General features: G+C 60.2%; 24 protein-coding genes and 1 tRNA gene. 9 read left to right on the top strand and 16 right to left on the bottom strand.

What is annotated here, in order from left to right:
* Position 1: 1 nt before the first annotated feature.
* From pilB to DNK89_RS08625, 3 genes are all read right to left on the bottom strand, one after another.
* Complete coding sequence (pilB, locus tag DNK89_RS08635) at positions 2-1,741, bottom strand: type IV-A pilus assembly ATPase PilB (protein ID WP_110959716.1); 1,740 nt, start codon at positions 1,739-1,741, stop codon at positions 2-4.
* A gap of 133 nt (positions 1,742-1,874) precedes the next feature.
* Positions 1,875-1,951: transfer RNA gene (locus DNK89_RS08630), tRNA-Pro, on the bottom strand.
* A gap of 40 nt (positions 1,952-1,991) precedes the next feature.
* The gene (locus DNK89_RS08625) at positions 1,992-2,921 is read right to left on the bottom strand and encodes a polyprenyl synthetase family protein (protein ID WP_110959715.1); all 930 of its coding nucleotides are present in this window, start codon (positions 2,919-2,921) and stop codon (positions 1,992-1,994) included.
* A gap of 234 nt (positions 2,922-3,155) precedes the next feature.
* Here DNK89_RS08625 and rplU point away from each other — a divergent pair, with 234 nt between their 5' ends.
* The 4 genes from rplU (at position 3,156) to proB (ending at position 6,214) form a co-directional block, all read left to right on the top strand.
* Positions 3,156-3,467, top strand: a complete 312-nt coding sequence (rplU, locus tag DNK89_RS08620; RefSeq protein WP_005794184.1) for a 50S ribosomal protein L21 — start codon at positions 3,156-3,158, stop codon at positions 3,465-3,467.
* A gap of 15 nt (positions 3,468-3,482) precedes the next feature.
* The gene (gene rpmA, locus DNK89_RS08615; RefSeq protein ID WP_005794180.1) at positions 3,483-3,740 is read left to right on the top strand and encodes a 50S ribosomal protein L27; all 258 of its coding nucleotides are present in this window, start codon (positions 3,483-3,485) and stop codon (positions 3,738-3,740) included.
* A gap of 170 nt (positions 3,741-3,910) precedes the next feature.
* Entirely contained in the window at positions 3,911-4,981 is a 1,071-nt protein-coding gene (gene cgtA / locus DNK89_RS08610; protein ID WP_110959714.1) for an Obg family GTPase CgtA, read from the top strand.
* A 90-nt stretch (positions 4,982-5,071) separates the two neighbouring features.
* Positions 5,072-6,214, top strand: a complete 1,143-nt coding sequence (gene proB, locus DNK89_RS08605) for a glutamate 5-kinase (protein WP_110959713.1) — start codon at positions 5,072-5,074, stop codon at positions 6,212-6,214.
* A gap of 111 nt (positions 6,215-6,325) precedes the next feature.
* Here the strand turns inward: proB and DNK89_RS08600 are convergent, their stop codons facing one another.
* On the bottom strand, positions 6,326-7,003 hold the full coding sequence (locus DNK89_RS08600; RefSeq protein ID WP_015012721.1) for an RNA pyrophosphohydrolase: 678 nt from the start codon (positions 7,001-7,003) through the stop codon (positions 6,326-6,328).
* 93 nt (positions 7,004-7,096) lie between these two features.
* On the opposite strand from DNK89_RS08600, the gene DNK89_RS08595 reads away from it, so the two are divergent.
* Together DNK89_RS08595 and DNK89_RS08590 are read left to right on the top strand one after the other, a co-directional pair.
* On the top strand, positions 7,097-8,839 hold the full coding sequence (locus DNK89_RS08595) for a proline--tRNA ligase (protein WP_110959712.1): 1,743 nt from the start codon (positions 7,097-7,099) through the stop codon (positions 8,837-8,839).
* Positions 8,836-9,543, top strand: coding sequence for a lytic transglycosylase domain-containing protein (locus DNK89_RS08590; RefSeq protein WP_110959711.1), 708 nt, complete (start codon positions 8,836-8,838; stop codon positions 9,541-9,543). Before DNK89_RS08595 ends, DNK89_RS08590 begins: the two co-directional genes overlap by 4 nt.
* Before the next feature lie 40 nt (positions 9,544-9,583).
* Here DNK89_RS08590 and DNK89_RS08585 read toward each other — a convergent pair whose 3' ends face one another.
* Positions 9,584-10,927, bottom strand: coding sequence for a hemolysin family protein (locus tag DNK89_RS08585; RefSeq protein WP_110959710.1), 1,344 nt, complete (start codon positions 10,925-10,927; stop codon positions 9,584-9,586).
* Positions 10,928-11,098: 171 nt separating this feature from the next.
* The gene (locus tag DNK89_RS08580; RefSeq protein ID WP_110959709.1) at positions 11,099-12,106 is read right to left on the bottom strand and encodes an AAA family ATPase; all 1,008 of its coding nucleotides are present in this window, start codon (positions 12,104-12,106) and stop codon (positions 11,099-11,101) included.
* Between the two features lie 342 nt (positions 12,107-12,448).
* Here DNK89_RS08580 and DNK89_RS08575 point away from each other — a divergent pair, with 342 nt between their 5' ends.
* Positions 12,449-13,603 carry a PAS domain-containing protein gene (locus DNK89_RS08575; RefSeq protein ID WP_161958933.1) on the top strand — a complete coding sequence of 385 codons (1,155 nt, stop codon included), beginning with the start codon at positions 12,449-12,451 and terminating at the stop codon, positions 13,601-13,603.
* A gap of 54 nt (positions 13,604-13,657) precedes the next feature.
* On the opposite strand, the gene DNK89_RS08570 is transcribed toward DNK89_RS08575, so the two are convergent.
* The 10 genes from DNK89_RS08570 to hemA form a co-directional block, all read right to left on the bottom strand.
* Positions 13,658-14,569: a hypothetical protein gene (locus DNK89_RS08570; RefSeq protein ID WP_153064273.1), complete on the bottom strand. Its 912-nt coding sequence runs from the start codon at positions 14,567-14,569 to the stop codon at positions 13,658-13,660.
* A 96-nt stretch (positions 14,570-14,665) separates the two neighbouring features.
* Positions 14,666-15,046 (bottom strand): hypothetical protein, encoded by a 381-nt coding sequence (locus DNK89_RS08565; protein ID WP_153064272.1) that lies wholly within the window; start codon positions 15,044-15,046, stop codon positions 14,666-14,668.
* Positions 15,047-15,209: 163 nt separating this feature from the next.
* On the bottom strand, positions 15,210-15,896 hold the full coding sequence (locus DNK89_RS08560; protein ID WP_110959705.1) for a chitosanase: 687 nt from the start codon (positions 15,894-15,896) through the stop codon (positions 15,210-15,212).
* Between the two features lie 42 nt (positions 15,897-15,938).
* Positions 15,939-16,805, bottom strand: a complete 867-nt coding sequence (locus tag DNK89_RS24240) for a hypothetical protein (protein WP_153064271.1) — start codon at positions 16,803-16,805, stop codon at positions 15,939-15,941.
* 35 nt (positions 16,806-16,840) lie between these two features.
* Positions 16,841-17,572 carry a hypothetical protein gene (locus DNK89_RS24235; protein WP_153064270.1) on the bottom strand — a complete coding sequence of 244 codons (732 nt, stop codon included), beginning with the start codon at positions 17,570-17,572 and terminating at the stop codon, positions 16,841-16,843.
* A 44-nt stretch (positions 17,573-17,616) separates the two neighbouring features.
* Complete coding sequence (locus tag DNK89_RS24230; RefSeq protein ID WP_153064269.1) at positions 17,617-17,970, bottom strand: hypothetical protein; 354 nt, start codon at positions 17,968-17,970, stop codon at positions 17,617-17,619.
* A gap of 197 nt (positions 17,971-18,167) precedes the next feature.
* Positions 18,168-18,491 (bottom strand): Grx4 family monothiol glutaredoxin, encoded by a 324-nt coding sequence (gene grxD / locus DNK89_RS08550; RefSeq protein ID WP_015012726.1) that lies wholly within the window; start codon positions 18,489-18,491, stop codon positions 18,168-18,170.
* A gap of 64 nt (positions 18,492-18,555) precedes the next feature.
* A complete protein-coding gene (gene prmC / locus DNK89_RS08545; RefSeq protein ID WP_110959703.1) occupies positions 18,556-19,410 on the bottom strand; it encodes a peptide chain release factor N(5)-glutamine methyltransferase in 855 nt (284 codons plus the stop codon).
* Positions 19,411-19,482: 72 nt separating this feature from the next.
* The gene (gene prfA / locus DNK89_RS08540) at positions 19,483-20,571 is read right to left on the bottom strand and encodes a peptide chain release factor 1 (RefSeq protein WP_015012728.1); all 1,089 of its coding nucleotides are present in this window, start codon (positions 20,569-20,571) and stop codon (positions 19,483-19,485) included.
* A 113-nt stretch (positions 20,572-20,684) separates the two neighbouring features.
* Positions 20,685-22,004 (bottom strand): glutamyl-tRNA reductase, encoded by a 1,320-nt coding sequence (gene hemA, locus DNK89_RS08535; protein ID WP_110959702.1) that lies wholly within the window; start codon positions 22,002-22,004, stop codon positions 20,685-20,687.
* 72 nt (positions 22,005-22,076) lie between these two features.
* Between hemA and DNK89_RS08530 the strand changes: the two genes are divergently transcribed.
* A complete protein-coding gene (locus tag DNK89_RS08530) occupies positions 22,077-22,355 on the top strand; it encodes a hypothetical protein (RefSeq protein WP_110959701.1) in 279 nt (92 codons plus the stop codon).
* A gap of 171 nt (positions 22,356-22,526) precedes the next feature.
* Positions 22,527-23,495, top strand: a complete 969-nt coding sequence (locus DNK89_RS08525; RefSeq protein WP_110959700.1) for a tripartite tricarboxylate transporter substrate binding protein — start codon at positions 22,527-22,529, stop codon at positions 23,493-23,495.
* Positions 23,496-23,502 lie beyond the last annotated feature (7 nt).

Genomic DNA, 23,502 nt, shown 5'->3' with positions numbered 1-23,502 from the left:
GCTATTCGTTGGTAACTGCCAGAACTTCTTCGAGGGAAGTGAGGCCTAATTTGACTTTATAGAGGCCAGATTCGCGCAGCGAACGAACACCCTCTGCACGTGCCTGTTCTGCGATTTCTAGCGCGCTCCCGTCGCGTAAGATGATGCGCTGAATCTCCTCGGAGATAGGCATAACCTGATAAATGCCGAGTCGACCCTTATAACCGTTATTGCACGCCGAGCATCCCACTGGACGGTAGGTTACCCAGGATCCATCAATTTCGTCTTCTTCATATCCTGCTTCCACCAACGCCTCGTGAGGAATATCAGCAGGAACTTTGCACGCGGGACACAACCGCCGGGCCAAACGTTGCGCAGTGATTAGAATCACACTTGACGCAATATTGAACGGGGCGATGCCCATATTGCGCATCCGTGTAAGTGTGGTGGGGGCGTCATTTGTGTGCAGTGTCGAAAGTACGAGGTGACCCGTCTGTGCCGCCTTGATGGAAATATCTGCAGTTTCCAGATCTCGAATTTCCCCTACCATGATGATATCCGGATCTTGGCGCAGAAAAGACTTAAGAGCTACTGCAAATGTAAGTCCGGCCTTTTCATTGACGTTCACCTGGTTCACGCCAGGTAAATTGATTTCAGAAGGATCTTCGGCTGTGGCGATATTGACGCCTGGTTTGTTCAGTAGGTTTAGACAGGTATACAAAGAAACAGTTTTGCCTGATCCTGTAGGGCCAGTGACCAGAATCATGCCGTAAGGTCGACCGATGGCTTCCAGTAATCTTTCTTTTTCTACGGGCTCATAACCTAGAGCATCTATACCTAGCTTGGCGCTACTAGGATCCAAAATGCGGATAACGATTTTTTCGCCAAACAGAGTCGGCAAAGTACTTACTCGAAAATCGATGACACGGTCTGGTCCCACCTTTAGCTTCATGCGTCCATCTTGAGGAACACGCTTTTCAGAAATATCCAAGCGCGAGATTACTTTGATGCGTGACGCTAGCTTATCTTTAATGGCGATTGGTGGAGAGGCTATTTCACGCAACTCTCCGTCGATTCGGAAACGAACGCGATATTGATGTTCGTACGGTTCAAAGTGCAAATCTGATGCACGCATGTTAAATGCGTCTAAGAGCATCTTGTGGAGGAATTTGACAATGGGGGCATCTTCAACTTCCGTGGCGCTAGTATCTGCTTCCTCGGTAGAGTCTTCGATGGGAATATCATCAAACGTGAAGTCCCCCCCTCCGCTGACCATTGTATCTATCGACTCGCTTGCCGATTTGGTGGTTGCTTCTACCAGTCTGCTGAGCTTGTCATACTCCGCGATAATCCAGTCCACACCCATTTGAGTGGTGAACTTGATTTTTTCTGCAGCTTCTTGGTCTGTCGGGTCGGCCGTTGCAACGATCAGTCGGTTATTGCGTTTGCTCAGAACCACCACGCGATATGCTTGGCATATCTTGTTATCCAGCAGTTCCTTTGGCAAGCGCAACGGATCAATGGCGTCCAGATCGAGCAACGGGGCGCCAAAGACCGCCGACACCGTATGTGCGAGATCGGCTGCGGAAACAGCTCCAGAACCCGTCAGTTCGGCAATAAAACTGGTTCGACTGATTTGTGATTTTTTGTAAATGTCTTCCGCTGACTTTTGGGTCAGTTTGCCGGCGGACATCAGGGCACGGCCAAGCCCAGGCAGAGCGACTGCGGAAGCTTCTTTGAGGGCAGTATCAACAGCGGCCATGTAACCGGAAATGTGTTAGGTGTGGAAAAGAAACCATCCTATCATCACCGATCAACCACAGGCTGTACAGCGGCGCATATTGGCAACGGCGCCACAAACCAAGGCTTGGGCTCGTGAACGCGCAGTGTTTTTTTGGTCGGGGTGAGAGGATTCGAACCTCCGGCCTCTACGTCCCGAACGTAGCGCTCTACCAGGCTAAGCTACACCCCGCATATTGCAATCGCGTTTGCAAATGAATTGAATACTTATTTCAATTCCGCCGCTCAAGCAGTTGCGAGGCCAATTCTAGCAAACCCTCCGAGTAGGCATTGGCTGGTAATCGTCGGGCGGCGGCCATGGCGCGGTGTGCTTCTGCGAAGGCTGCGGCGCGCGTAACGTCCAAGGCGCCGGTCTGGCGGACAATGCTCACGATCTCTGCCAATTGTTCGGTCGAGCCTTGTTCGATAGCTTGGCGAACCACTTCCGCTTGACTAGAGGTCCCCCGCTCCATGGCGGCGATCAGTGGCAGTGTGGATTTGCCTTCGCGCAAGTCATCCCCGAGATTTTTGCCCATTTCTGCGGCGTCGCCGTCGTAGTCCAGCACATCGTCAATGATCTGGAAAGCGGTGCCCAGTGCCTGCCCGTAAGTTGCACATGCTTCTTCCACGCCGGGGGTGGTGTTGGCAAGGATGGCACCCAGCCGGGCGCTGGCTTCGAACAGTTTGGCTGTTTTGGAGCGGATAACACGCAAATAGCCTGCCTCGTCCAGTGAGGCATCGTGCATGTTCATGAGCTGGAGCACTTCACCTTCAGCAATCACGTTCGTGGCTTCGGAGAGAATTTCCATGATGCGCATGCTTCCGGCCTCAACCATCATCTGGAATGACCGGGTGTGCAGAAAGTCGCCCACGAGGACACTGGCAGGGTTGCCGAAGGTTTCGTTCGCTGTGGGGCGGCCACGGCGTAGCGTGGATGCGTCCACCACATCGTCATGCAGCAATGTCGCTGTGTGAATCAGTTCGACCACCGCAGCCAGGCTGTGCCGATGGGCGCCACGGTAACCTAAGGCTCCGCATACCATCAGTAACAGGGCAGGGCGCAGGCGCTTGCCGCCCGCAGCGATGATGTACTGCGAAATCTGGGCCACCAGAGGGACGCTGGATGTCAGTCGCTGACCGATGACCTTGTCAACCTCGTGCATGTCTTGTGCAACGAGCGCGAGGGGGGGAGCTGTGGGGGCGGTATGGTCAGTCAAGATGATGGTCACAGAAAGTGCCGGAATTATAGGAAGGCGCGCCGCGCCGACCGCAAGCCCATCGGCATTTGACGCCCCCATGCCGAGTGGCGCGATAGGGTCTGGTCAAACGTCGGGAGAAGCGCTATACTCGCGGGCTCTGCGGAAATTCGTCTGCAGAACTCAAATCAAGAGGTCAACATGTACGCGGTCATAAAAACCGGCGGCAAGCAGTATCGCGTTGCTTCCGGCGAAAAAATTAAAGTAGAACAGATTGCTGCGGACGTAGGCCAGGAAATTGTGATCGACCAAGTTCTGGCAGTCGGCAACGGCGCTGAGCTGAAGGTTGGTACACCCCTGGTGTCCGGCGCAACCGTGAAAGCCACCGTCGTGGCCCACGGCAAGCACGACAAAGTGCACATCTTCAAGATGCGCCGTCGCAAGCACTATCAAAAACGCCAAGGCCATCGCCAGCAGTTCACTGAGCTGCAAATCGGTGCGATTGCTGCTTAATCGAAGGAGCTAGTCATGGCACAGAAAAAAGGCGGCGGCTCTACGCGAAACGGGCGCGACTCCAAGCCAAAGATGCTGGGTGTCAAGGCGTTCGGTGGTGAATTGATCAGCGCTGGTTCGATCATCGTGCGCCAGCGTGGCACGCGTTTCCACCCGGGCACCAATGTCGGCGTGGGCAAGGATCACACGCTGTTTGCCCTGGTGGACGGCCACGTGTCGTTTGGTACCAAGGGTGCATTGTCCAAGTCCACGGTCAATGTGACACCCGCCTGAGGATTTTTCCTCTGGCACTCATCGAAGCCCCGCTTTGTCGGGGCTTTGTTGTTTGGTCTGTACGCGTTACTGATGTGTTGTTGGTGTGTGGTGGCTGGAGTACGCGTCGCCATTCCGCCACAATGGATTGCCAGCGGATGCTGCAGGCCCTTTTGTAAACTGGATACCCCATGAAGTTCGTCGATGAAGCCTTTATTGACATTGCCGCTGGTGATGGTGGCAATGGCTGCGTGTCGTTCCGGCACGAAAAATACAAGGAGTTCGGCGGCCCCAATGGTGGTGACGGGGGGCGCGGCGGGCATGTGTTCGCCGTGGCTGACCCCAATCTGAATACCTTGGTGGACTATCGCTACTCGCGCCGCCATGAGGCCAAACGGGGTGAGCATGGCATGGGTTCCGACATGTTCGGTGCTGCAGGTGCAGACATCACGCTCAAGATGCCGGTTGGCACCATCATCAGCGATGCCGAGACGGGTGAGGTGCTGTACGAGCTGCTAACCCCTGGCGAGGTCATCACCATTGCCAAGGGCGGAGACGGCGGCTTTGGCAACTTGCGTTTCAAGAGCGCCATTAACCGCGCTCCGCGCCAAAAAACGCCCGGCTGGCCTGGAGAGAAAAAGAATCTGAAGCTGGAATTGAAGGTGCTGGCCGATGTGGGCCTGCTGGGTATGCCCAACGCGGGCAAGTCCACCTTCATCACGGCGGTGTCCAACGCGCGGCCGAAGATTGCGGACTACCCGTTCACCACATTGCACCCCAACCTGGGCGTTGTGCGGGTGGGGCCTGAGCAGAGTTTTGTGGTGGCTGACATTCCCGGTCTGATCGAGGGCGCATCCGAAGGTGCGGGCTTGGGGCACCAGTTCCTGCGCCATCTGCAGCGCACGCGCTTGTTGCTGCATATCGTTGACGTGGCGCCGTTCGATGAGGCGGTGGACCCAGTAGCCCAGGCCAAAGCCATCGTGAACGAGCTCAAGAAATACGACCAGCAGCTCTACAACAAGCCGCGGTGGCTGGTGCTGAACAAGCTGGACATGGTGCCCGCCGAGGAGCGCGAGGCGCGTGTGAAGGACTTTGTGAAGCGCTTCAAATGGAAGGGCCCGGTGTTCGAGATCTCCGCCTTGACCCGCGAGGGCTGTGAGCCGCTGATCCACGCCATCTTCCGCCACGTGCAGTCCGAGCAGCGCACGGAGAACGAGCCGGTGGAGGTGGATCCTCGTTTTGCTGGTGACGCGGCGGCCTGACGCCTTGACGTTCAGAGTACAGGAATTGCTATAATTTTAATAGCTACTCGGGCATGAAGCAGTAGCGCTATCGGCATCAAAGACATCAAAATGGTTTCCAGCGTATTGAGAGATGCCCGCCGCATCGTGGTGAAGGTGGGCTCCAGCCTTGTGACCAATGAAGGGCGTGGACTGGATGAAACTGCCATCGGGGAGTGGAGTCGCCAACTGGCCGCTCTGGTACGTGGTGACGGGGGCGCACCGCGCGAGGTGGTGATGGTGTCCAGTGGCGCCATTGCCGAAGGCATGAAGCGCCTGGGCTGGACCACGCGACCCCAGGAAGTCCACGAGTTGCAGGCGGCTGCAGCGGTGGGGCAGATGGGGCTGGCGCAGATGTACGAGACCAAGCTGCGCGAACAGGGCATGGGCAGCGCGCAGGTGCTGCTCACCCATGCCGACCTGGCCGATCGCGAGCGCTATCTCAATGCGCGCTCCACCTTGCTCACGCTGCTGCGTTTGGGTGTGGTGCCGGTGATCAACGAAAACGACACGGTGGTCAATGACGAGATCAAGTTTGGCGACAACGACACGCTGGGTGCGCTGGTGGCCAACCTCGTGGAGGCCGACGCCCTGATCATCCTCACGGACCAGAAGGGGCTGTACACCGCTGACCCGCGCCGTGATCCATCCGCACAATTTGTGTACGAGGCCAAGGCAGGTGATCTGGCGCTGGAAGCGATGGCGGGCGGCGCGGGCTCCAGCATCGGCAAGGGCGGGATGATCACCAAGATTCTGGCGGCCAAGCGTGCGGCTGGCTCTGGCGCATCGACCGTGATCGCCTGGGGGCGCGAGCCCGATGTGCTGGTTCGTCTCGTGAATGGTGAGGCACTGGGCACCCTTCTGGTCGCCCAGACGCAGAAAAAGCAGGCCCGCAAGCAGTGGATGGCTGACCACCTGCAGCTGCGCGGCTCCGTGGTGGTGGATGCGGGTGCGGCCGCCAAGGTGCGCGATGAGGGCAAAAGCTTGCTGCCCATCGGCATGACGGCGGTGGAGGGCGACTTTTCGCGTGGCGATGTGATTGCCGTGCGCGACGGGTCCGGAGCCGAGATCGCGCGTGGCTTGGCCAACTATGCGGCTGCCGAAGCACGCCTGCTGTGCCGCAAGCCCTCGACAGAGTTTGAGAAACTGCTGGGCTACATGGCGGAGCCGGAGATGGTCCACCGCGACAACCTTGTGCTGGCGCAGGGTGCCTAGAGATTCACAGCGTGCATCGATCAGCTTGTGCATCGGTTCTGGGCTGAGAAGCGATCCTCCTGCCAAAAAAACGCCTGCATTTGCAGGCGTTTTGCATGGAGCGGTCCTGAGTCAGCGCGGTGTGTCTGATACCGACGGCATACCGTCGAGCTCTCCCGGCATGCTGTTTTGCGGGTCGGGGTCGAAGCTAGCGCCTGGCGGGAGTTCCATGCCCGGATTGACGAGCATGGAGCCCGTGCGAAACATGTTCGCAGCGCCGGTGTGTTCGCCCTCTCTGGTGCGCAAGCCACTGCGCAAATAGCGGTTGCGCTGTTCGTGGCGCGGGAGATAGCGGGCCAGTTCGGTGAGCGCCATCTCGTACACGCCGCGTTTGAACTCAACCACCACATCGAGCGGAACCCAGTAGTCGTTCCACCGCCAAGCGTCAAACTCCGGGTGGTTGGTGGCGCGCAGGTTCAGGTCCCAGTCATGCCCCATCAATTGCAGCAGGTACCAGATCTGCTTCTGGCCCTTGTAGTGGCCGCGTGCATCGCGGCGGATGTACCGGTCAGGCACCTCATAGCGCAACCAGTCCCGGGTGCGGGCCACCACGCGAACGTGGTTGGGCAATAATCCCACCTCCTCATGCAGCTCGCGGAACATGGCTTGCTCGGGGGTCTCGCCCCGGTCAATGCCACCCTGCGGGAACTGCCAGCTGTGGGTGCGTATACGCTTGCCCCAAAACACCTGGTTTTTCTGGTTGAGCAGGATGATGCCGACGTTCGGCCGAAAGCCGTCCCGGTCAAGCATAATCAAACCCCAAATTTTTAAACTGTGTCCATTATGCACGGCGCCTAGCGCGCAGCAAGTGGACGGCCCCGTTCTGCCTGCAATCGATTCCCGATGAAAGCCTCCCAATTCTTCATTTCCACCCTCAAGGAAGCTCCGGCGGACGCCGAAGTGGTCAGCCACAAACTTATGACGCGGGCCGGGCTGATCAAGAAGCTGGGCGCTGGCATCTATAACTACATGCCGCTGGGCCTGCGCGTGATCCGCAAGGTGGAAGCCATCGTACGCGAAGAAATGAACCGCGCTGGCGCCGTGGAGCTGACCATGCCGGTGGTGCAGCCCGCCGAGCTCTGGCAGGAAACGGGCCGCTTTGAGAAAATGGGTCCTGAGCTGCTGCGCATCCAGGACCGCCATGGCCGCGACTTTGTTGTGCAGCCGACGAGTGAAGAAGTGATCACTGACATCGCACGCCAGGAGCTCAAGAGCTACAAGCAGCTGCCGAAGAACTTCTACCAGATCCAGACCAAGTTCCGCGACGAGCGCCGTCCCCGTTTTGGCCTCATGCGCGGCCGCGAGTTCATCATGAAGGATGCCTACAGCTTTGACCGCGACCAGGCGGCCGCCAAGGCCAGCTACCAGGTGATGGCGCAGGCCTACCGGCGGATCTTTGACCGCTTCGGCCTGACCTACCGCGCCGTGGCCGCTGACAGCGGCGCCATCGGCGGTGACCTGTCGGAAGAATTCCAGGTGATTGCCGCCACGGGGGAAGACGCCATCGTCTACTGCCCGCAGAGCGACTACGCCGCCAACATGGAAAAGGCCGAAGCGCTGGCCCCCTCCGGACCACGCGGCGCTGCCACGCAGGCGCTGACCAAGACGGCGACCCCGGGCAAGAGCACCTGCGCCGACGTGGCAGAACTGCTGGGTGTTCCGCTCAACACCACCGTGAAGTCGCTGGTGCTGGCTACAGACGAAACCAACGAAGCCGGTGAGATTGTCAAGACCCAGGTCTGGCTGCTGCTGCTGCGCGGCGACCATGACATGAACGAGATCAAGGTGGGCAAGGTGCCCGGACTGGCGGGCTTCCGCTTCGCGACGCTGGGTGAAATCGAGGACCACTTTGGCTGCAAGCCGGGTTACCTGGGCCCTATCGGCCTGAAGAAGCCTTTGAAGATCGTGGTGGACCGCGAAGTTGCTGTGATGGCCGACTGGATTTGCGGCGCCAACGAAGTGGACTTTCACATCACCGGCGTCAACTGGGGTCGCGACCTGCCCGAGCCCGACATGGTGGCCGACCTGCGCAACGTGGTGGCGGGCGACCGTTCCCCGGACGGCAAGGGCGAGCTGGCGATTGAGCGCGGCATCGAAGTGGGCCATGTGTTCTACCTGGGCACCAAGTACAGCAAGGGCATGAACGCAACCTTCCTGGGCGACGATGGCAAGCCAGCATTCTTCGAAATGGGTTGCTACGGCATTGGCGTGACGCGCCTGCCCGCCGCCGCCATTGAACAAAACCACGACGAGCGCGGCATCATCTGGCCGGACGCGATTGCGCCGTTCACGGTGGTGGTCTGCCCCGTGGGCATGGACCGCAGCGAGGCCGTCAAGACCACAGCCGAGCAGTTGTATGCCGACCTGCTGGCCGCAGGTGTGGACGTGATCCTGGACGACCGTGGCGAACGCCCCGGCGCGATGTTCGCCGACTGGGAGCTGATCGGTGTGCCGCACCGCGTGACCATCGGCGACAAGAGCCTGAAGGAAGGTGTGGTCGAGTACCAGCACCGCCGTGACACCGCAGCCACCAAGGTGGCCGTGGCCGACATCCTGGCCCACGTGAAGGGCCGCATGGCCGTATGAGCAAGAGCGGCGCCCCCTTGACCGCTCCGTGGGTTGCTGCCGCTGGCGGCCCCGGGGGGCTGTCGCGCCGCGGCTGCCTGGTGTCGCTGGCGTCGCTGGCAGCGCCCGCTGCCTGGCTGGGTGCTCCGCAGGTGGCGCACGCCGGTGGGCAGCTGGAGGAGCCCCTGATGGATTCGGTGCGCACCGCACTGAGTTCGGCCATCGCCAACCAGGCGCCGCCCGAGCCGGAGTTTTTCACCACCGAAGCGCGCCTGCACTACCTGCGGTGGCTGGGTACGCAAAGCGATCGCCTGCGCCCGCGCAAGCCAGACCTGGAGGTGCGCCGCGACTTCTTGCAGACGGTATGGTACGAATCCAAGCGTGCGGGACTGGATGTGTCCCTGGTCTTGGGACTGATCCAGGTGGAAAGCGGATTCCGCAAGTTTGCGGTGTCCAGCGTCGGAGCGCGGGGCTACATGCAGGTCATGCCGTTCTGGACGCGCGTGATTGGCGACGGCGACCCGGGCAAGCTGTTTCACATGCAGACCAATCTGCGTTTTGGCTGCGTCATCCTGCGCCACTACATTGACCGGGAGCAGGGTGATCTGTTCATGGCCCTGGGCCGCTACAACGGCAGCCGAGGCCGGTCGCCCTACCCAGATGCTGTGTTTGCGGCCCAGCGCAAGTGGCTGTTTGCCGACCGGCCGCAGTCGCCCGCCGCTTAATTAAATTAGTGGACGGGGCATGACACCGGCCGGGTCCCGGTCACTGCGCGGTGGTTGCTGCGGGGGCTGACGGGTTCGCCGCAGTGCCGACAGAGGCCCCGCCCAGCCGGGACACCATGACCTGGTCGATGCGGTAGCTGTCCACGTCCAGCACCTCAAACTTGTAGCCGCCCCAACTCACGCTGTCGGTGCGGCGCGGCACGCGGCGCAGCATCACCATCAGAAAGCCCGCCAGGGTTTCGTATTCGCCGGTGTGCGGCAACTCGTCCAGCGACAGTGCGTGCAGCACATCCTCGATGGGCGTCACACCGTCGATGAGCCAGGAGTTTTCATCCCGCCGCACGATCTGCTCCTCATCCACCGGGCCCACCAGGTCACCCATCACGGTGCTCATCACGTCGTTCAGCGTGACCACGCCCACCACCAGGCTGTATTCGTTCACGATGACCGCAAAGTCCTCGTGCACTTGGCGGAACTGCTCCAGCACTTCCGACAACGTGAGCCGGTCGGGCACGATCAGCACTTTGCGCACCAGACTGTCGTCGGCCAGCGAAATCGGCTGGTTGTTCAGCACGCGCTGGAACAAATCCTTGGCATCCACATAGCCCACCACATGGTCGATGTCGCCTTCGCACACCGGGTAGGTCGAAAACGGCTCGGCCGCAATGCGCAGGCGGATCACCGAGTCGGGCTCGTCGCGCAGGAAGAACGCCACCCGGTCGCGCGGCGACATGGCGCTGGACACAGTGCGCGTGTCCAGCTCAAACACGTTGGTGATGACCTGTTGCTCGCGCGCTGCCAGCACCCCGGCGCGGGCACCGGCCTCCATCATCGCCAGGATGTCGTCAGAGGTGATGCGGTCGTCCCGCAGTGACGACAAGCCCAACAGGCGGAACAGCGCATCCGCCCCCCGGCTGTAGAACCATACCAGCGGCCGCAACAGCGTCATGCACCAGGCCATGGGCTGTGCCAGCCGTATCACCAGCCGTTCGGGCTCGGCCATGCCCAGGCGTTTGGGGAACAGGTCGGCAAACAGGATGAACAGCGAGGTGATGATGAGGAAGGACGCCAGGAACCCCGCCCGCTCGGCCGTGGGGCCCGACATCCACAACGCAAACAGTTCGCTGAAATGCGGGCTCAGCGCCCCTTCGCCCACGATACCGCCCAGGATGGCCACGGCGTTTTGACCCACCTGCACCACCGTGAAGTAGTCGCCCGGCTGCTCTTGCATGCGCAGCACCCGGTCCGCGCGCGCGTCGCCTTCATCGGCCATTTGGCGCAGGCGCAGGCGGCGGGCGGCCGCGAGCGAAATCTCGGCCATGGAGAAAAAGGCGCTGGCTGCAATCAGCAGCCCGATCACGAAGAGGCTTTGGGACAGGGTCATGGGACGAGGGTGGAGCCGGTGCACGGTGTATGTGCCACGGGCCACCAAGTGTATCTGCGCACCTCGTGCGCCGGCCTGCTGATGCTGCCTGGGTGGATGGTGGCAACCCCGCGCCAGGCCTATGCTTGGCGTGGCGGGGGAGGCGGCACCAGCAGGCGGCGACCGCGCTACTTATTGCACAAAGCCGATGCGGCTGCGCCCCATGGCGGCCTTGGGCAGGTCGGTGATCTCCACGGTAGACCGGCGGTCCAGCCGCGCGTTGCCAAAGCCCGTCATCAGCGCCCGCCGCATCTCCCGCGGGGGCATCTGGGCCAGGTGGTCCAGCACGTCGTCCAGCGGCTCGGGGTCGATCAGACGGCCCCAGTCATGCCCCGCGCGGATGCCCTGGTACAGGTTGCGGGCGATGGTGCGGGCCTGCTCCAGCGTGGGCGCTTCCACCTCGAACACGTTCATGCGGTTCAGGATGGGGTCGGGGATGCCGCGTGTGTCATTGGCCGTGGTGATCCAGATCACCTGGCTCGCGTCGATGGCCACCTCGGCAAACTCGTCGGTAAAGCTCTGGGCTGTGTCGTATTCGAGCAGGCTGTACAGCGCGCCCAGCGGGTCGTATTGCGCATCGCTGCTGGCTTTGTCGATCTCGTCCACCACGATGACCGGGTTGGCGTATTCGCCTTCGATCAGCGCTTCGAACACTTTGCCAGGCCGCGCGCCCTTCCATTGTGCGGACGAGCCCGACAGCAGCCAGCCAGCGGTCATGGAGCTCATGGGCAGCAGGTTCATGCCTGTGCCCAGCAGCTCGGCCAGGTGGCGTGCAAAGTGGGTTTTGCCGATGCCGGGCGGGCCCAGCAGCAGCATGGGCGTGACTTCCAGTCCGTCGCTGCTGTCCTGCGCCAGCGCCACATGGCGCTTCACATCGTCCAGCACCTCGGTGAAGTTGGGCAACTGTTCATACAGGCTGGCCATGTCGGGCACGCCCGAGGGCTTGACCTGAAAACGCTCCGGGCCACGCTCCAGCATGCGTTCGTACACGGTGCGCAGGGTTTCGTATTCGCGCTGGTTGCCCGACTCTTGCAACCGGGCCAGCTTGCGTTCCACATCACCCGGATGGAACACGTTGCGCATCTGGGCCACCGGCAGGCGCAGGGCGGGAGACTGGGGAACAAGGCTATGGCTGGTCATTGCATGCTCCTGTGAGGATTACGTCACGCAATCATTCAAGCACACAACATGCCAAACACTCAACTGCGCATATTCGGTATTGGTGTTTTTGTATCCACATGCTACAAACTGTCGTGATTGGCGCTCAGCGTAAGCCGCACAAATTGCTTTTGCATGTAAACAAGCATCTCAGCATGAGCTTGAGCGGAGCACTCTTTGGAAGATTGGCCTCATGAATACGCGTTGTGACTTGCCTTGGATATCCTGCTTAGCTGTCAAACGGCGCGCACGCTTGTTGACAGCCTTGTGCGCCAGAGTGGATGGCTCCATCCTGCGTAAATGTGCGCCCTGGTGTGGTCAGTGATGCCGAGCTGGAATATGCTGCCAAGCGTCCAAACTACCATCGCCGATCAAATCACCGCGCTTCTCTACGAGGGCATCTTGGAGCCAGCCCAATGGGCGAAGGGGCTGAGAAGTATCCAAGCACAACTGGAATGTGCTGCCTTCCACCACTTGGATATCTCCAGCCTGGGCAAAAGCGCTCGCAGCGTTGCCGTCTCGCTGCAGGACACTGAGCCTCCGGACGAAAAGGTGCTGGAGTTTGAACGCCACTACATGCCCCAGGACATTCGCTTGCCGGCGATGTGGGCCACGCTTGAAGGCGGGGTCTGGTGGGACCAAGAGCACTTCAGCGATAGCACTATCCGCCGCGCGCCCATCTATGCAGAGTTTCTTGCCAGCATGGGGATGCAGCACACGGTATGCATACCGCTACGTGATGGAGCGGCGTCACGGGACTTCGTGGGCTTCATGCGCCATCTCGACCAAAAGCCCTTTGACCGGGACGAGCAGGCACTGGTCGGCCTGCTCGTGCCTCACATGGTGCGGGCCAACAAGCTGCGCTACCGCGCCAGCCAGCTAGCAGTGCAGGCGGCACTGGGGGCTGCAGCGTTGGATGCTTTGCCCCAAGCGCTGGCCGTGGTCGATGCTGGGCTGCGTGTGCGTTATGCCAATGCTGCCGCCGAGCATGTTTTTGCAGGCCGAGCCCGTTTCACGTCCTGCCAAGGGGTGATGCACGCGAGCGACCCAGAGAGTCAACGCTTAATGGAGCACCGTGTAGCCGAAGCCTGCCAGGTCGGAGACTTCGCACGTGCAGGCGTCGTGCGCATTGCGGCCAGTGAGCACCTTGGCGGCGAGTGCTTGGTTCATATCTTGCCTTTGCGCGCCAGTCACCCTTTGGCAACTGCGCTGCATGCCGTCCCCCATGCATTGCTTGTGTGGTCTTCCACGCAGGCTGTCAAAACTGTGGAACATATCTGCATAGCACTGGGGCTGACAGAAACTGAGGCGCGTCTTGCGCTCATGCTGGCCCAGGGTCGAACTGTCAAAGATTTCGCGCAGGCACAAGGGTGCACTTGGCACACTGCGCGTACGCATGCAAATAACCTGCTGACCAAGACGGGCTGCCACCGGCAAGCAGAGATCGTGCAACTTCTACAAGCGTTTACATGGGGATGAGGCGGAGGACTCTTCTGCCTGCCAAAGCCAATAGACCAGTCCGCCAACTGATGGCTATTGATAGTTGGCCAAGTGGCTTTCCATCCAGGGGCCGAAAGCCACGCCCAACTTCCCATAGCCATCTGGACTCAGATGAATCTCGTTCACCCAATGCCCAGACAAATCGGTAGCTTGCGCGTCGGCGCGTTGTATGGTCGTCAACCCTGCTGAATCAAATACATGCACTTGTGGTTGCGCTTCGGGCTCACCGCTGCTTTCGTCCAGCGCTAGCAAGAAAGCGCGCAAACGGCCAAATAGCAAGTCACATACATCCTGGGCTGCCTCGCCGGTCAATCCGTAGCGAAGTAGTGCCGGGTACAGCCACCCTTGTGGCGCGCCCACAGTACCCGATGGCCGTACGGTAGGTGTTGCATAAGTGTGTAGAAAGATGGGGCGTCCCTTGCTTGGCCCCAAGTCGCGGTGCGCGACCAGTTCCGCAAAGTTCGCAAGCATGTAGGAGACGAGATTGTTCCACCCGGCTTCGCTGATGAAACGCTCAGCACCCGTGCCGGGGGAAGTGGCTGCCTCTTCTGCGGTGAGTAGCAGTCGCTGGTGGCGCGGGACTGGTGTGCCATCCCTGCGCTCGGGCGGTACTTGGGCTGCATCAATCAAATCATTGCCACCCGCCGAAATCAAAATACCCTCCCAGTAGCGTGCAAAGTTCTTTTTGCTCAGCAGGCGGTCAAAGTAAGGGTCGTTGAACCATTCCACCATGTGCTGCAGTGTGTCACCGGGGTAGGCGCAATTCACGATCGCCGTTGTCTGACTGACCTCCAGCTTGAACAGCACGTTGGACGCAGCCAGCAGATTCAGGGTACCGATGGTGAACCATGAGTCGCCCTCGGCCAAAAGTCGACGGCCAAAGTCTGCCAGAGGCGGCGGCTGATCGCGAGAAAGCCAATCAGCGGGATAAACAAGTGGTCTCATATTGAATCTCCATCCATTCGCGATATGGGCAGGGGCTCATTCTGAACGTCGGAGCTGCAAGGTCAAAAGGGTGTGGCACACCGTGTTCGCCTCGGGTTAGTGCTCTCGAAAGTAGGAGCGATTGCTGTACACCACGAGCGCTGCATTCAGAAATGCCGCTGCAAAGATGGCTGCACCAAGCCAATCACCTGCGAGGATGCCGCCATCTTTTGGGAAGAGCGAGGCCTCGACAAAGCGGTCTACCTTGCTCACCAAATACCCGGATGCAAAAGCCGAAACCGCTTGGCCTATCGTCAAGAGCTTGCTCAGTTCGCTCCCGTAGGGTGCGAAATACATCCCGCAGCCCCAGCCTAGCAGCATGCCTGTGAGGCCAACCAAGGCATATCCCAGCTTTGCCTTGTCATCTGCACCCAATTGCGTGCATGCCCACGCTAGAAACACCAGGATCATCAAACCAAACAGGTTGGTGAAAATCACGTTACCGATGTGGCGCCCGAACACAGCCTCAAATGGTGTCGTGGGTGCAAGGGTTCGGTGAACCACTGGCCCATCGGATGAATTTGTGGGTTGTGGCGAATCCGCTGCCTCTGTCATGGGTATCTCCGATGCCATGCTGTGAATACTTGCTGGACTACATTGATCAGTCACTGAAAACATCCGTCCCATTCATACGAATGGGCTCTTTGGACAAGTCCCAGTTGCCCGCTTCGATCTGGGCCATGAGCCCTTCAGCCCGGTATTTGGACTTGCGCACCACCGGTCGTGCGTGGTTGCTCAGCCAGTCGTGCCGTGCGCGAACGTACTCGTTGATCCAAACCTCCTCGCGGCCCCCGCTGGCGGGCGGACTCTCGGTAAACCGATGACGCAGTAGCCAAAGAATGCCGCCACTGTGGATGAAGGAGTCGTAGATCACCAGGGCGGACAGTGCCTTAATGAAGCCGTTGTCATCCGCCCAGCGCATGGCTGGATCGAAGTAAGTTTCCGCAAAGAACCTGTCCTGCACCGCACGCATCACGGGGTCCTTGCGCCCCGCATCGCGCAGCAGGCCACGGAAAGCCATGTCATCCGTAAGTGCCTTGCTCCCCACGTACGGCGCGAAACCAGCTAACTGGGCGCTATACAGACCACCCGCCGCTGCATACATCTGCACCAACCTACGCAGATTGCCGTATTCGGTGGTCTGAGCGCGACCGTAGGTGATCTGGCGGATGTCGTGCGGGCCATCGGCGTAGATGGAAATTGCTCCATAGTCGCCCTCGGGGCTGCCGGTTTCGATAGTGTTGATAACGCGCTCGATGAAGTCACGCTGAATTTGCATCAAATACATCTTGATTTCCTTCGCGCGTCTGGCACTAACTAGTTTAATAAATTAACAGCCTTGGCCAGCCCTAGATCCAAATGTTCCTTCAAGGAAGTTAATTCGATTTTTCACTGGTGTTATCAAGTTGATGGGTAGATTAATTTTTTGCATATGGCTGATGGCATTTTTCAGGAGGGTAACTTCTTTTATAGATCGGTTTTCTGATTCAATGACTGCTTTGCAGTAGATTGCTTTGTCTTCTGATAAAAAATCATTTTTAATTCTTTCATTCCAGAATATTGTTTCTGAATTAAATTTACCGATTGGGGTGAGTATGCTGTTATATAGTGTTTCGATCTGGATTTTTGAATTCGTATTTTTGGTGGATTCAATGAAATCTGAGAGCCTTAAACTGCTGTTGCTCTCATAATTTTCCAGTGGATTGACGAGAAAGTTGCACATGTAGGCCTGGGCAGCATCTTTGGTAGTATCGAAGATGTATTCAATATAAGCCCCTTGAATCGCATAACTGCCGAATACGTAGGGAAATCCGCAATTGAAATTGGAGTAGTTTTTGAAGTCATTTGGCAGCATTTTTGAATACAGATGTTTAGCTTCTTGGCTCAGGTCATCATAAAAAAGTGCGCCAACCGTTCGTCGTGCAAGAAGTTGACAATAAAATTCAGGGCTATCAAGTGATGCGTTAGCTCCTGTGCCTGAAGAGTAAGAGTCGGGACAATCTCTATTAAAGCGGTCAAGCATCGCTTTGCCAATGCCTTTTTTTAAGCCTCCACTTGCAGTTAGCACGCTATCTGTTGCCGTTTTTGCTCTTAAGAACGGGGGTTCTTGCGAGGTAGCAATATTTGCTTGAAATGCGATAATGAAGATGCAGAAGTGTATTGTTTTTGTTTTAATATTTGATGGATTTGGCTTCATGATTTTCTAAAAAATTTTCAGTTGATTTTTGGAGGTCAATCTTGCTGGTGAATTTTTTGCGCAGGTACTTCCTTGGCACCAGGCGTACCAAAAATATTCACAATATCTCGCTGGCATTCTTTTTTTCTGAGATCGTTGAGGGATTGATTGCAATCTCGCAGTTTGGCCCAGCGACCTGATTCGCAGCGGTAGGCGTGCGGGCCGAAAGCCACCGTTTGCCCTTCACTGTAAAAGCACGAACGCGACCCGCAGCTTTCCTCGTCCCGCACCACCAGCCATTTGCAGGACTGACCAGTCAGGTCGGCGGATGGATCTAGAGGAGGAGCGCCATTGCCACCAGCCAAAGGAGAGTCCGCGCCTTTGCCGAAGGGATTGAGTGACGGGTCTTGCTGCGCCTGCTGAATGGCGGCCTGCACCTGTTGGTTAATCTGCTGCTGGCGCGCACGCTCTTGTTGCTGTCGGTTCCACTCTTCCTGCTGGCGCCGCGCATCTTCCTGCCGCTCGCGTTCCGCCTGCTGTCTGGCGGATTGCTCCATCGCGGCCCCAAATGCGCCAATGGCGTTTTGTATCTGTTGCGTTCTGATGGCTGAGTTGCTGTTCCCCTGGCGCGTCGAACCTGATGAGCCTGAGCAGTTGGGGTTACCTGTTGCACCTCGGATTACTATGCACTGATCTGATGTACCTCCTTGAGCGTGTGCAGGATGTGGAGAAATTAATATGCTGCCCGTTAGGATGAAAAGTATGGCAATGGATTTTTCTATTTTCATGGTAATTATTTTTTTGGAATGATGGTCTCTGGGATAAGCCACGGCTATATGGCGCCGTCTGATTTCGCCAAGGCTGCTGCTTTGGTTGCGAATTCTTTCTGCTCGGGTCTGACCGCCAACTCATCCGAAGCCGTAGCGCTTAGTACCGAGAAAATGTCAGGAGCCTGTTCTGCGCACAGCTTGAGCTTTGCGTTTGCGCCCGAACCGTGCTGGATGTAGTGAATGGCACGCTGATTCGCATCGGTGATGGCGATGGATTGCCGTCCACCAGAAGTGTCCACCACAAACTGGTTTCGATACACCGAACTCCAGTTTGCGCAGTCCACAAGGCTTAAGGCAAGTACTGCAGAGGCTTCGGGGCGAAGAGCCGTGCAAGCCGTGGCGAACGTTCTGTACATAGTGCCTTCTCGCTTGCATGTTGTAACGCTTACAGATTACAAATGCGACGAGGCGGGCGCCATACCGCAATTGCGGTATGGCGATATATCCAGTGGCACGTGCTGTGAGATATGCCCTTGCGTTTGGAGATGTCCAAGTTGTGACTGGGCAGCAAAAAGCCGCCCGAAGGCGGCTGGAGAATGTAGGGGTTAGGGCTTTAGCCCTCGGTGCCCAGCACTTGCTTGAGTTCGCCAGACTCATACATCTCCATCATGATGTCCGAGCCGCCGATGAACTCGCCCTTCACATACAGCTGCGGGATGGTGGGCCAGTTGCTGTATTCCTTGATGCCCTGGCGGATTTCGTCGTCTTCCAGCACGTTGACGGTGACCACGCTCTTGGGGTCCACGCCGCAGGCCTTCAGGATCTGGATGGCGCGGCCGGAGAAGCCGCACATGGGGAAGCTGGCGCTGCCCTTCATGAACAGCAGGATATCGCTGGATTTGACGAGGGCGTCGATGCGTTGTTGGGTGTCGCTCATGGGGAAAACTCCTGGTAAGGGGGCTGGCGGGCAGGGGGAGGCAAGGAGCCCGCGATGGGGTGGATTATTTCACTGTCTGTGCCGCAGGCCACTGCCCGCCTGTGCAACGCGCAACGCCAGCGAGGTCATTGCGGCTTTGTACCTGCACAAACCCCTGGGTGGCCAGCAGCGCCTGCACGGCTTCGGCCTGGTCGTAGCCATGCTCCAGCAGCAGCCAGCCGCCGGGGCGCAGGTGGGTGGGCGCCTGGGCCACGATGGTGCGGAGGTCTTCCAGGCCGTCTGCGCCGCTGGCCAGGGCCTGCAGCGGCTCGTGGGTCAGCGCGGCCAGGTGCGGGTCTGCGCTGGGGATGTAGGGCGGGTTGGAGACGATGGCATCGAACGGGCCCTCCACGCCCGCCAGCCAATTGGCTGGCTGGAAATGCACGGGCAGGCCCAGCCGCTCGGCATTCGACCGCGCCACGGCCAGCGCATCGGTACTGGCATCTACCGCCAGCACCTGGGCGTCGGTACGCTGGCTTTGCAGCGCCAGGGCAATCGCACCGCTGCCGGTGCCCAGGTCCACCACGCGGGGCGATGCCAGCGGGGCGATCACCTCCAGCGCCCAGTCCACCAAGGTTTCGGTGTCCGGGCGCGGGTCCAGCACGCGCGCGTCCACCTGCAGCGGCAGGCCGTAGAACTCCTTGCGGCCTGTGAGGTAGGCCACCGGCTCGCCCGCCAAACGGCGCTGGCACAGGGCGATGAACTGGGTGTGCACGGCTTCGTGCATGGTGTCGGAGTCGTGCGCCAGCAGCCAGGCGCGGCCTGCATCAGGGCGACCCACAGCGTGCAGCAGCAGCAGTTGCGCGTCGATACGCGCCAGGCCCAGGGTGTGGGCCTGCGCCAAAGCCTGGGCGAGGGTGGGGGAGGTGGTGTGATTCACTATTGTTTTGATAGCTGTTCCGGCATATGAATCTATCGCTACCAGCCAATTTGTCTCAAATTCTGGCCTGGCTCACCCGGTGGCGCCCATCTCCAGCTCTTCCAGCTGCTCGGCCTCGCGGGCATGCTGCAGGGCCTGCAGCACATCGCCCAGGTCGCCTTCCATCACGGCCAGCAGCTTGTACAGCGTGAGGTTGATGCGGTGGTCGGTCAGGCGCCCCTGCGGGAAGTTGTAGGTGCGGATGCGGTCGCTGCGGTCGCCGCTGCCGATCAGGCCCTTGCGCAGCGCGGCCTCCTTGGCGGCGCGTTCGCTGCGCTCTTTCTCCTGGATGCGGGCCTGCAGCACCTGCAGCGCCTTGGCCTTGTTGCTGTGCTGGCTGCGGCCGTCCTGGCATTCGGCCACGATGCCGGTGGGCAAGTGCACCACGCGCACGGCAGAGTCGGTCTTGTTGATGTGCTGACCGCCCGCGCCGCTGGCGCGGAAGGTGTCAATGCGCAGGTCGGCCGGGTTCAGCGTGATGGCCTGGTGCTCGTCAGGCTCGGGCATCACGGCCACGGTGCAGGCGCTGGTGTGGATGCGGCCCTGCGTCTCGGTGGCGGGCACGCGCTGCACGCGGTGGCCGCCGGATTCGAACTTGAGCGCGCCGTACACATGGTCACCTTCCACACGCAGCACGATTTCCTTGTAGCCCCCCAGCTCGCTTTCGTTGGCGCTCATGATCTCCACCTTCCAGCCCTGGGTAGCGGCATAGCGGGTGTACATGCGGGTCAGGTCGGCGGCGAACAGGGCGGATTCATCGCCGCCCGTGCCCGCGCGGATTTCGACGAAGGCATTGCGCGCATCGTCGGGGTCCTTGGGCAGCAGCAGGCGCTGGAGTTCATCCTCCAGCTGCACCAACTCGGCCTCGGCGCTGGTGATTTCTTCCTGTGCCATCTCGGCCATGTCGGGGTCGGCCAGCATCTCGCGGGCACCCGCGAGGTCGGCCTCGCGCTGCTGGTAGCGGGCGTAGCGGCCTGCGACCTGCGTGACCTCGGCATGCTCCACGGAGATGCGCCGGTACTGCGCCATGTCGCTCATGATGTCTTCGCGCGAGAGCAGAAAGTCGAGTTCGCCCAGGCGCTGTGCGTAGCGCTCCAGCTGGCTTCGGAGAAAGGGTTTCATGGAATTCTGGGAAAAAGATCTGCTACATATTTAGTAGCTGGTTGCGCATATATGTCATGCGCTTGGGGCCGATTTGACTCAAATCGGAACGGCTGCGGAGCGGGCGAGCGCCGCTACAGGCCGTTGTTGTGGGGGGTCTTGCTTTGCGAGCGCAGGAAAAGGCGCGAGACGGTCTGGGCCGTCTGGGCGCGCATCTCGGCATCGCCCGCGCGCAGCTCGGCCAGGGTGCCGTGCAGCATCTTTTGTGTGAGGCCGCGCGAGAGGGCTTCGAGCACGGCGTCCACGTCCTCGCCCTTGGCCAGCAGCTTCTTGGCGCGGGCGATTTCCAGCGCGCGCCATTCGTCCGTCTGGGCGTTGAGCTGCTGGATCAGCGGCACCACGCCGCCCTCGGCAGCCGCGGGGCTGCGCAACTCCATCCAGTGCATGAAGCTCTGCACACCGGCATCGATGATGGCCTCGGCCTGCGCCACGGCGGCCTGACGGTTGGCCTGCGCGGTCTGCACTACGGTGGCCAGGTCGTCCACGGTGTAGAGATACACATCGCCCAGGGCTTTCACCTCGGGCTCGATGTCGCGCGGCACAGCCAGGTCCACCATGAAGATGGGGCGGTGGCGGCGCTTCTTCAAAGCGCGCTCCACAGCGCCCAGGCCGATGATGGGCAGGCTGCTGGCGGTGCAGCTGATGACGGCGTCGAACTCGTGCAGGCGCTCGGGCAGGTCGGCCAGGCGCATCACCTCACCGCCAAAGCGGGTGGCGAGCTTTTCGCCGCGCTCCAGCGTGCGGTTGGCAATGGCGATGGCCTTCGGGTTCTTGGCGGCGAAGTGCGTGGCGCACAGCTCGATCATCTCGCCCGCGCCCACAAACAGCACGCGGATCTTGGAGAGGTCTTCAAACAGCTGGCTGGCCAGGCGCACGGCGGCGGCGGCCATGCTGATGCTGTGCGCGCCGATCTCGGTGCTGGTGCGCACTTCCTTGGCCACGGCAAAGCTGCGCTGGAACAGCTGGTTGAGCGTGGTGCCCAGTGCGCCTGCCGTTTCGGCGGCGCGCACGGCGTCTTTCATCTGGCCCAGGATCTGGGCCTCGCCCAGCACCATCGAATCGAGGCCGCTGGCCACGCGGAAGGCGTGGCGGGCGACGAGGCTGTCTTCGAGGGTGTAAGAGTGCGAGCGCAGCAGCGCGGGGCTCACGCCACCGCTTTGGGCCAGCCAACCCAGCGTGTGGTCCATGGCCGGCGCTTCGGCAGCGCAGTAAATCTCGGTGCGGTTGCAGGTGGAAATGATGGCGGTTTCCACCCCAGGGTGCCGGGTGTTGCTGCCCAGCGACTGGCGCAAACCCTGCAATGTGGGCGCAATCTGGTCGAGCGCAAACGCAAACCGGCCACGCAGATCGAGCGGCGCGGTGGTGTGGTTGATGCCGAGGGCCCAGACTGCCATAAGCTGCAATTATAAAATTGTTGGCCCGAACAGGCGGCCTTGCTTGTTCAAGCCTTGATTTGGGTCAATTCCATGGGTCCGCTGGACATCGTCAACCACCTCCTCAACTTTGTTGCACCCGCTGCCGCCGTGGCGCTCGTGCTGGTGCTTTCGGGCCGCCTGGTGGGCTCGCGCAGCGCCTCTGCGATGTCGGTGTGGCTGCGTGGGGCGATTCTGTTTGCCGTAGGGGTGGCGGTGCTCGCGGCAGGGCTGGTGCTGTGGGGGCGCGACGGCAAGATGCTCACCTATGCCGCGCTGGTCGTGGCCTGCGCCACCTGCCAGTGGGTGCTGGTGCGGGGCTGGAAGGCCTGAAGCTTTCAGCAAGCCGTCGCATTTTTTAGGGTTTGCGAGAGGTGCTCTGGAGGGCTGCCGTGCCCTGGTGTCTGATAGCCTCTTTGCATCTTCCCATGCGACCGCCATGGTCCGCGTCGGCGGAGGCGGCAAGCATCCCTCACACCCATAACCAAAGCTGGAGACACCCCCATGAAGCTGCTGCGTACCTGCATCACCCTGGCCGCGGGCCTGGCCTTGTCTGCCGCCGTGCATGCGCAGGCGTTTCCGTCCAAGCCGGTTCGTATCGTGGTGGGCTTCCCCGCCGGCGGGCCACTGGACCAGCATGCGCGCCTGCTGTCCGACAAGCTGCAGACTGTGCTGGGCCAGCCGGTGGTGATGGACTACAAGGCCGGTGCCGGTGGCACCGTGGGCGCGCAGGAGGTCATGAGAGCGCCGCCGGACGGCCACACCATCATGCTGGCCAACACGGGCGTGATGGTCATCAATCCCGCGCTGTACAGCCGCTTGCCCTACGCGACCCTGAAGGACTTTGTGCCCGTGGCACGTACGGCCATGCAGCCGCTGGCCTTGCTGGTCAACCCGAGCGTGCCCGCCAAGAACCTCCAGGAGTTCATGGCCTATGCCAAGTCGCGGCCCGGCCAGGTCAACTTTGGCTCGGCGGGCAATGGCGGCATCAGCCACCTGGTGCCCGAGATGTTCAAGACCGCCACGGGCCTGTTCATGGTGCACATCCCCTACCGGGGCAGCGCGCCCGCGTTCACCGACCTCATGGGCGGGCAGGTGCAGTTCATGGCCGAGAGCATTCCGCAGGCTGCGTCGTACCACAAGCAAGGCAAGGTGCGCGCCCTGGCCGTGACCAGCAAGGAGCGCAACCCTGCACTGCCCGAGGTGCCCACGGTGATCGAGAGCGGCATCAAGGGCTTTGAGGTGGTGGGCTTCTACGGCTTTCTGGCACCCGCAGGCACGCCCAAGGACGTGGTCAACAAGCTCAGTGACTCCTTTGGCCAGGTGCTGCAGATGCCCGACGTGCGCAACCGCATGGTGAGCCAGGGCGCAGACCCGGCGTTTCTGGGCGCAGACGACTTTGCCAAGTTCCTGGCCGCCGAGATGCCGCGCTGGACGGATGCCGTCAAGAAGTCCGGCGCGAAGATGGATTGACCCCCTG

Source organism: Acidovorax sp. ST3 (genome assembly GCF_003231145.1).
In the GTDB taxonomy this organism is placed as follows: Bacteria; Pseudomonadota; Gammaproteobacteria; order Burkholderiales; family Burkholderiaceae_C; genus Acidovorax.
Note: the sequence above shows the minus strand (reverse complement) of the source record. Positions and strands in the feature narration are given on the sequence as shown.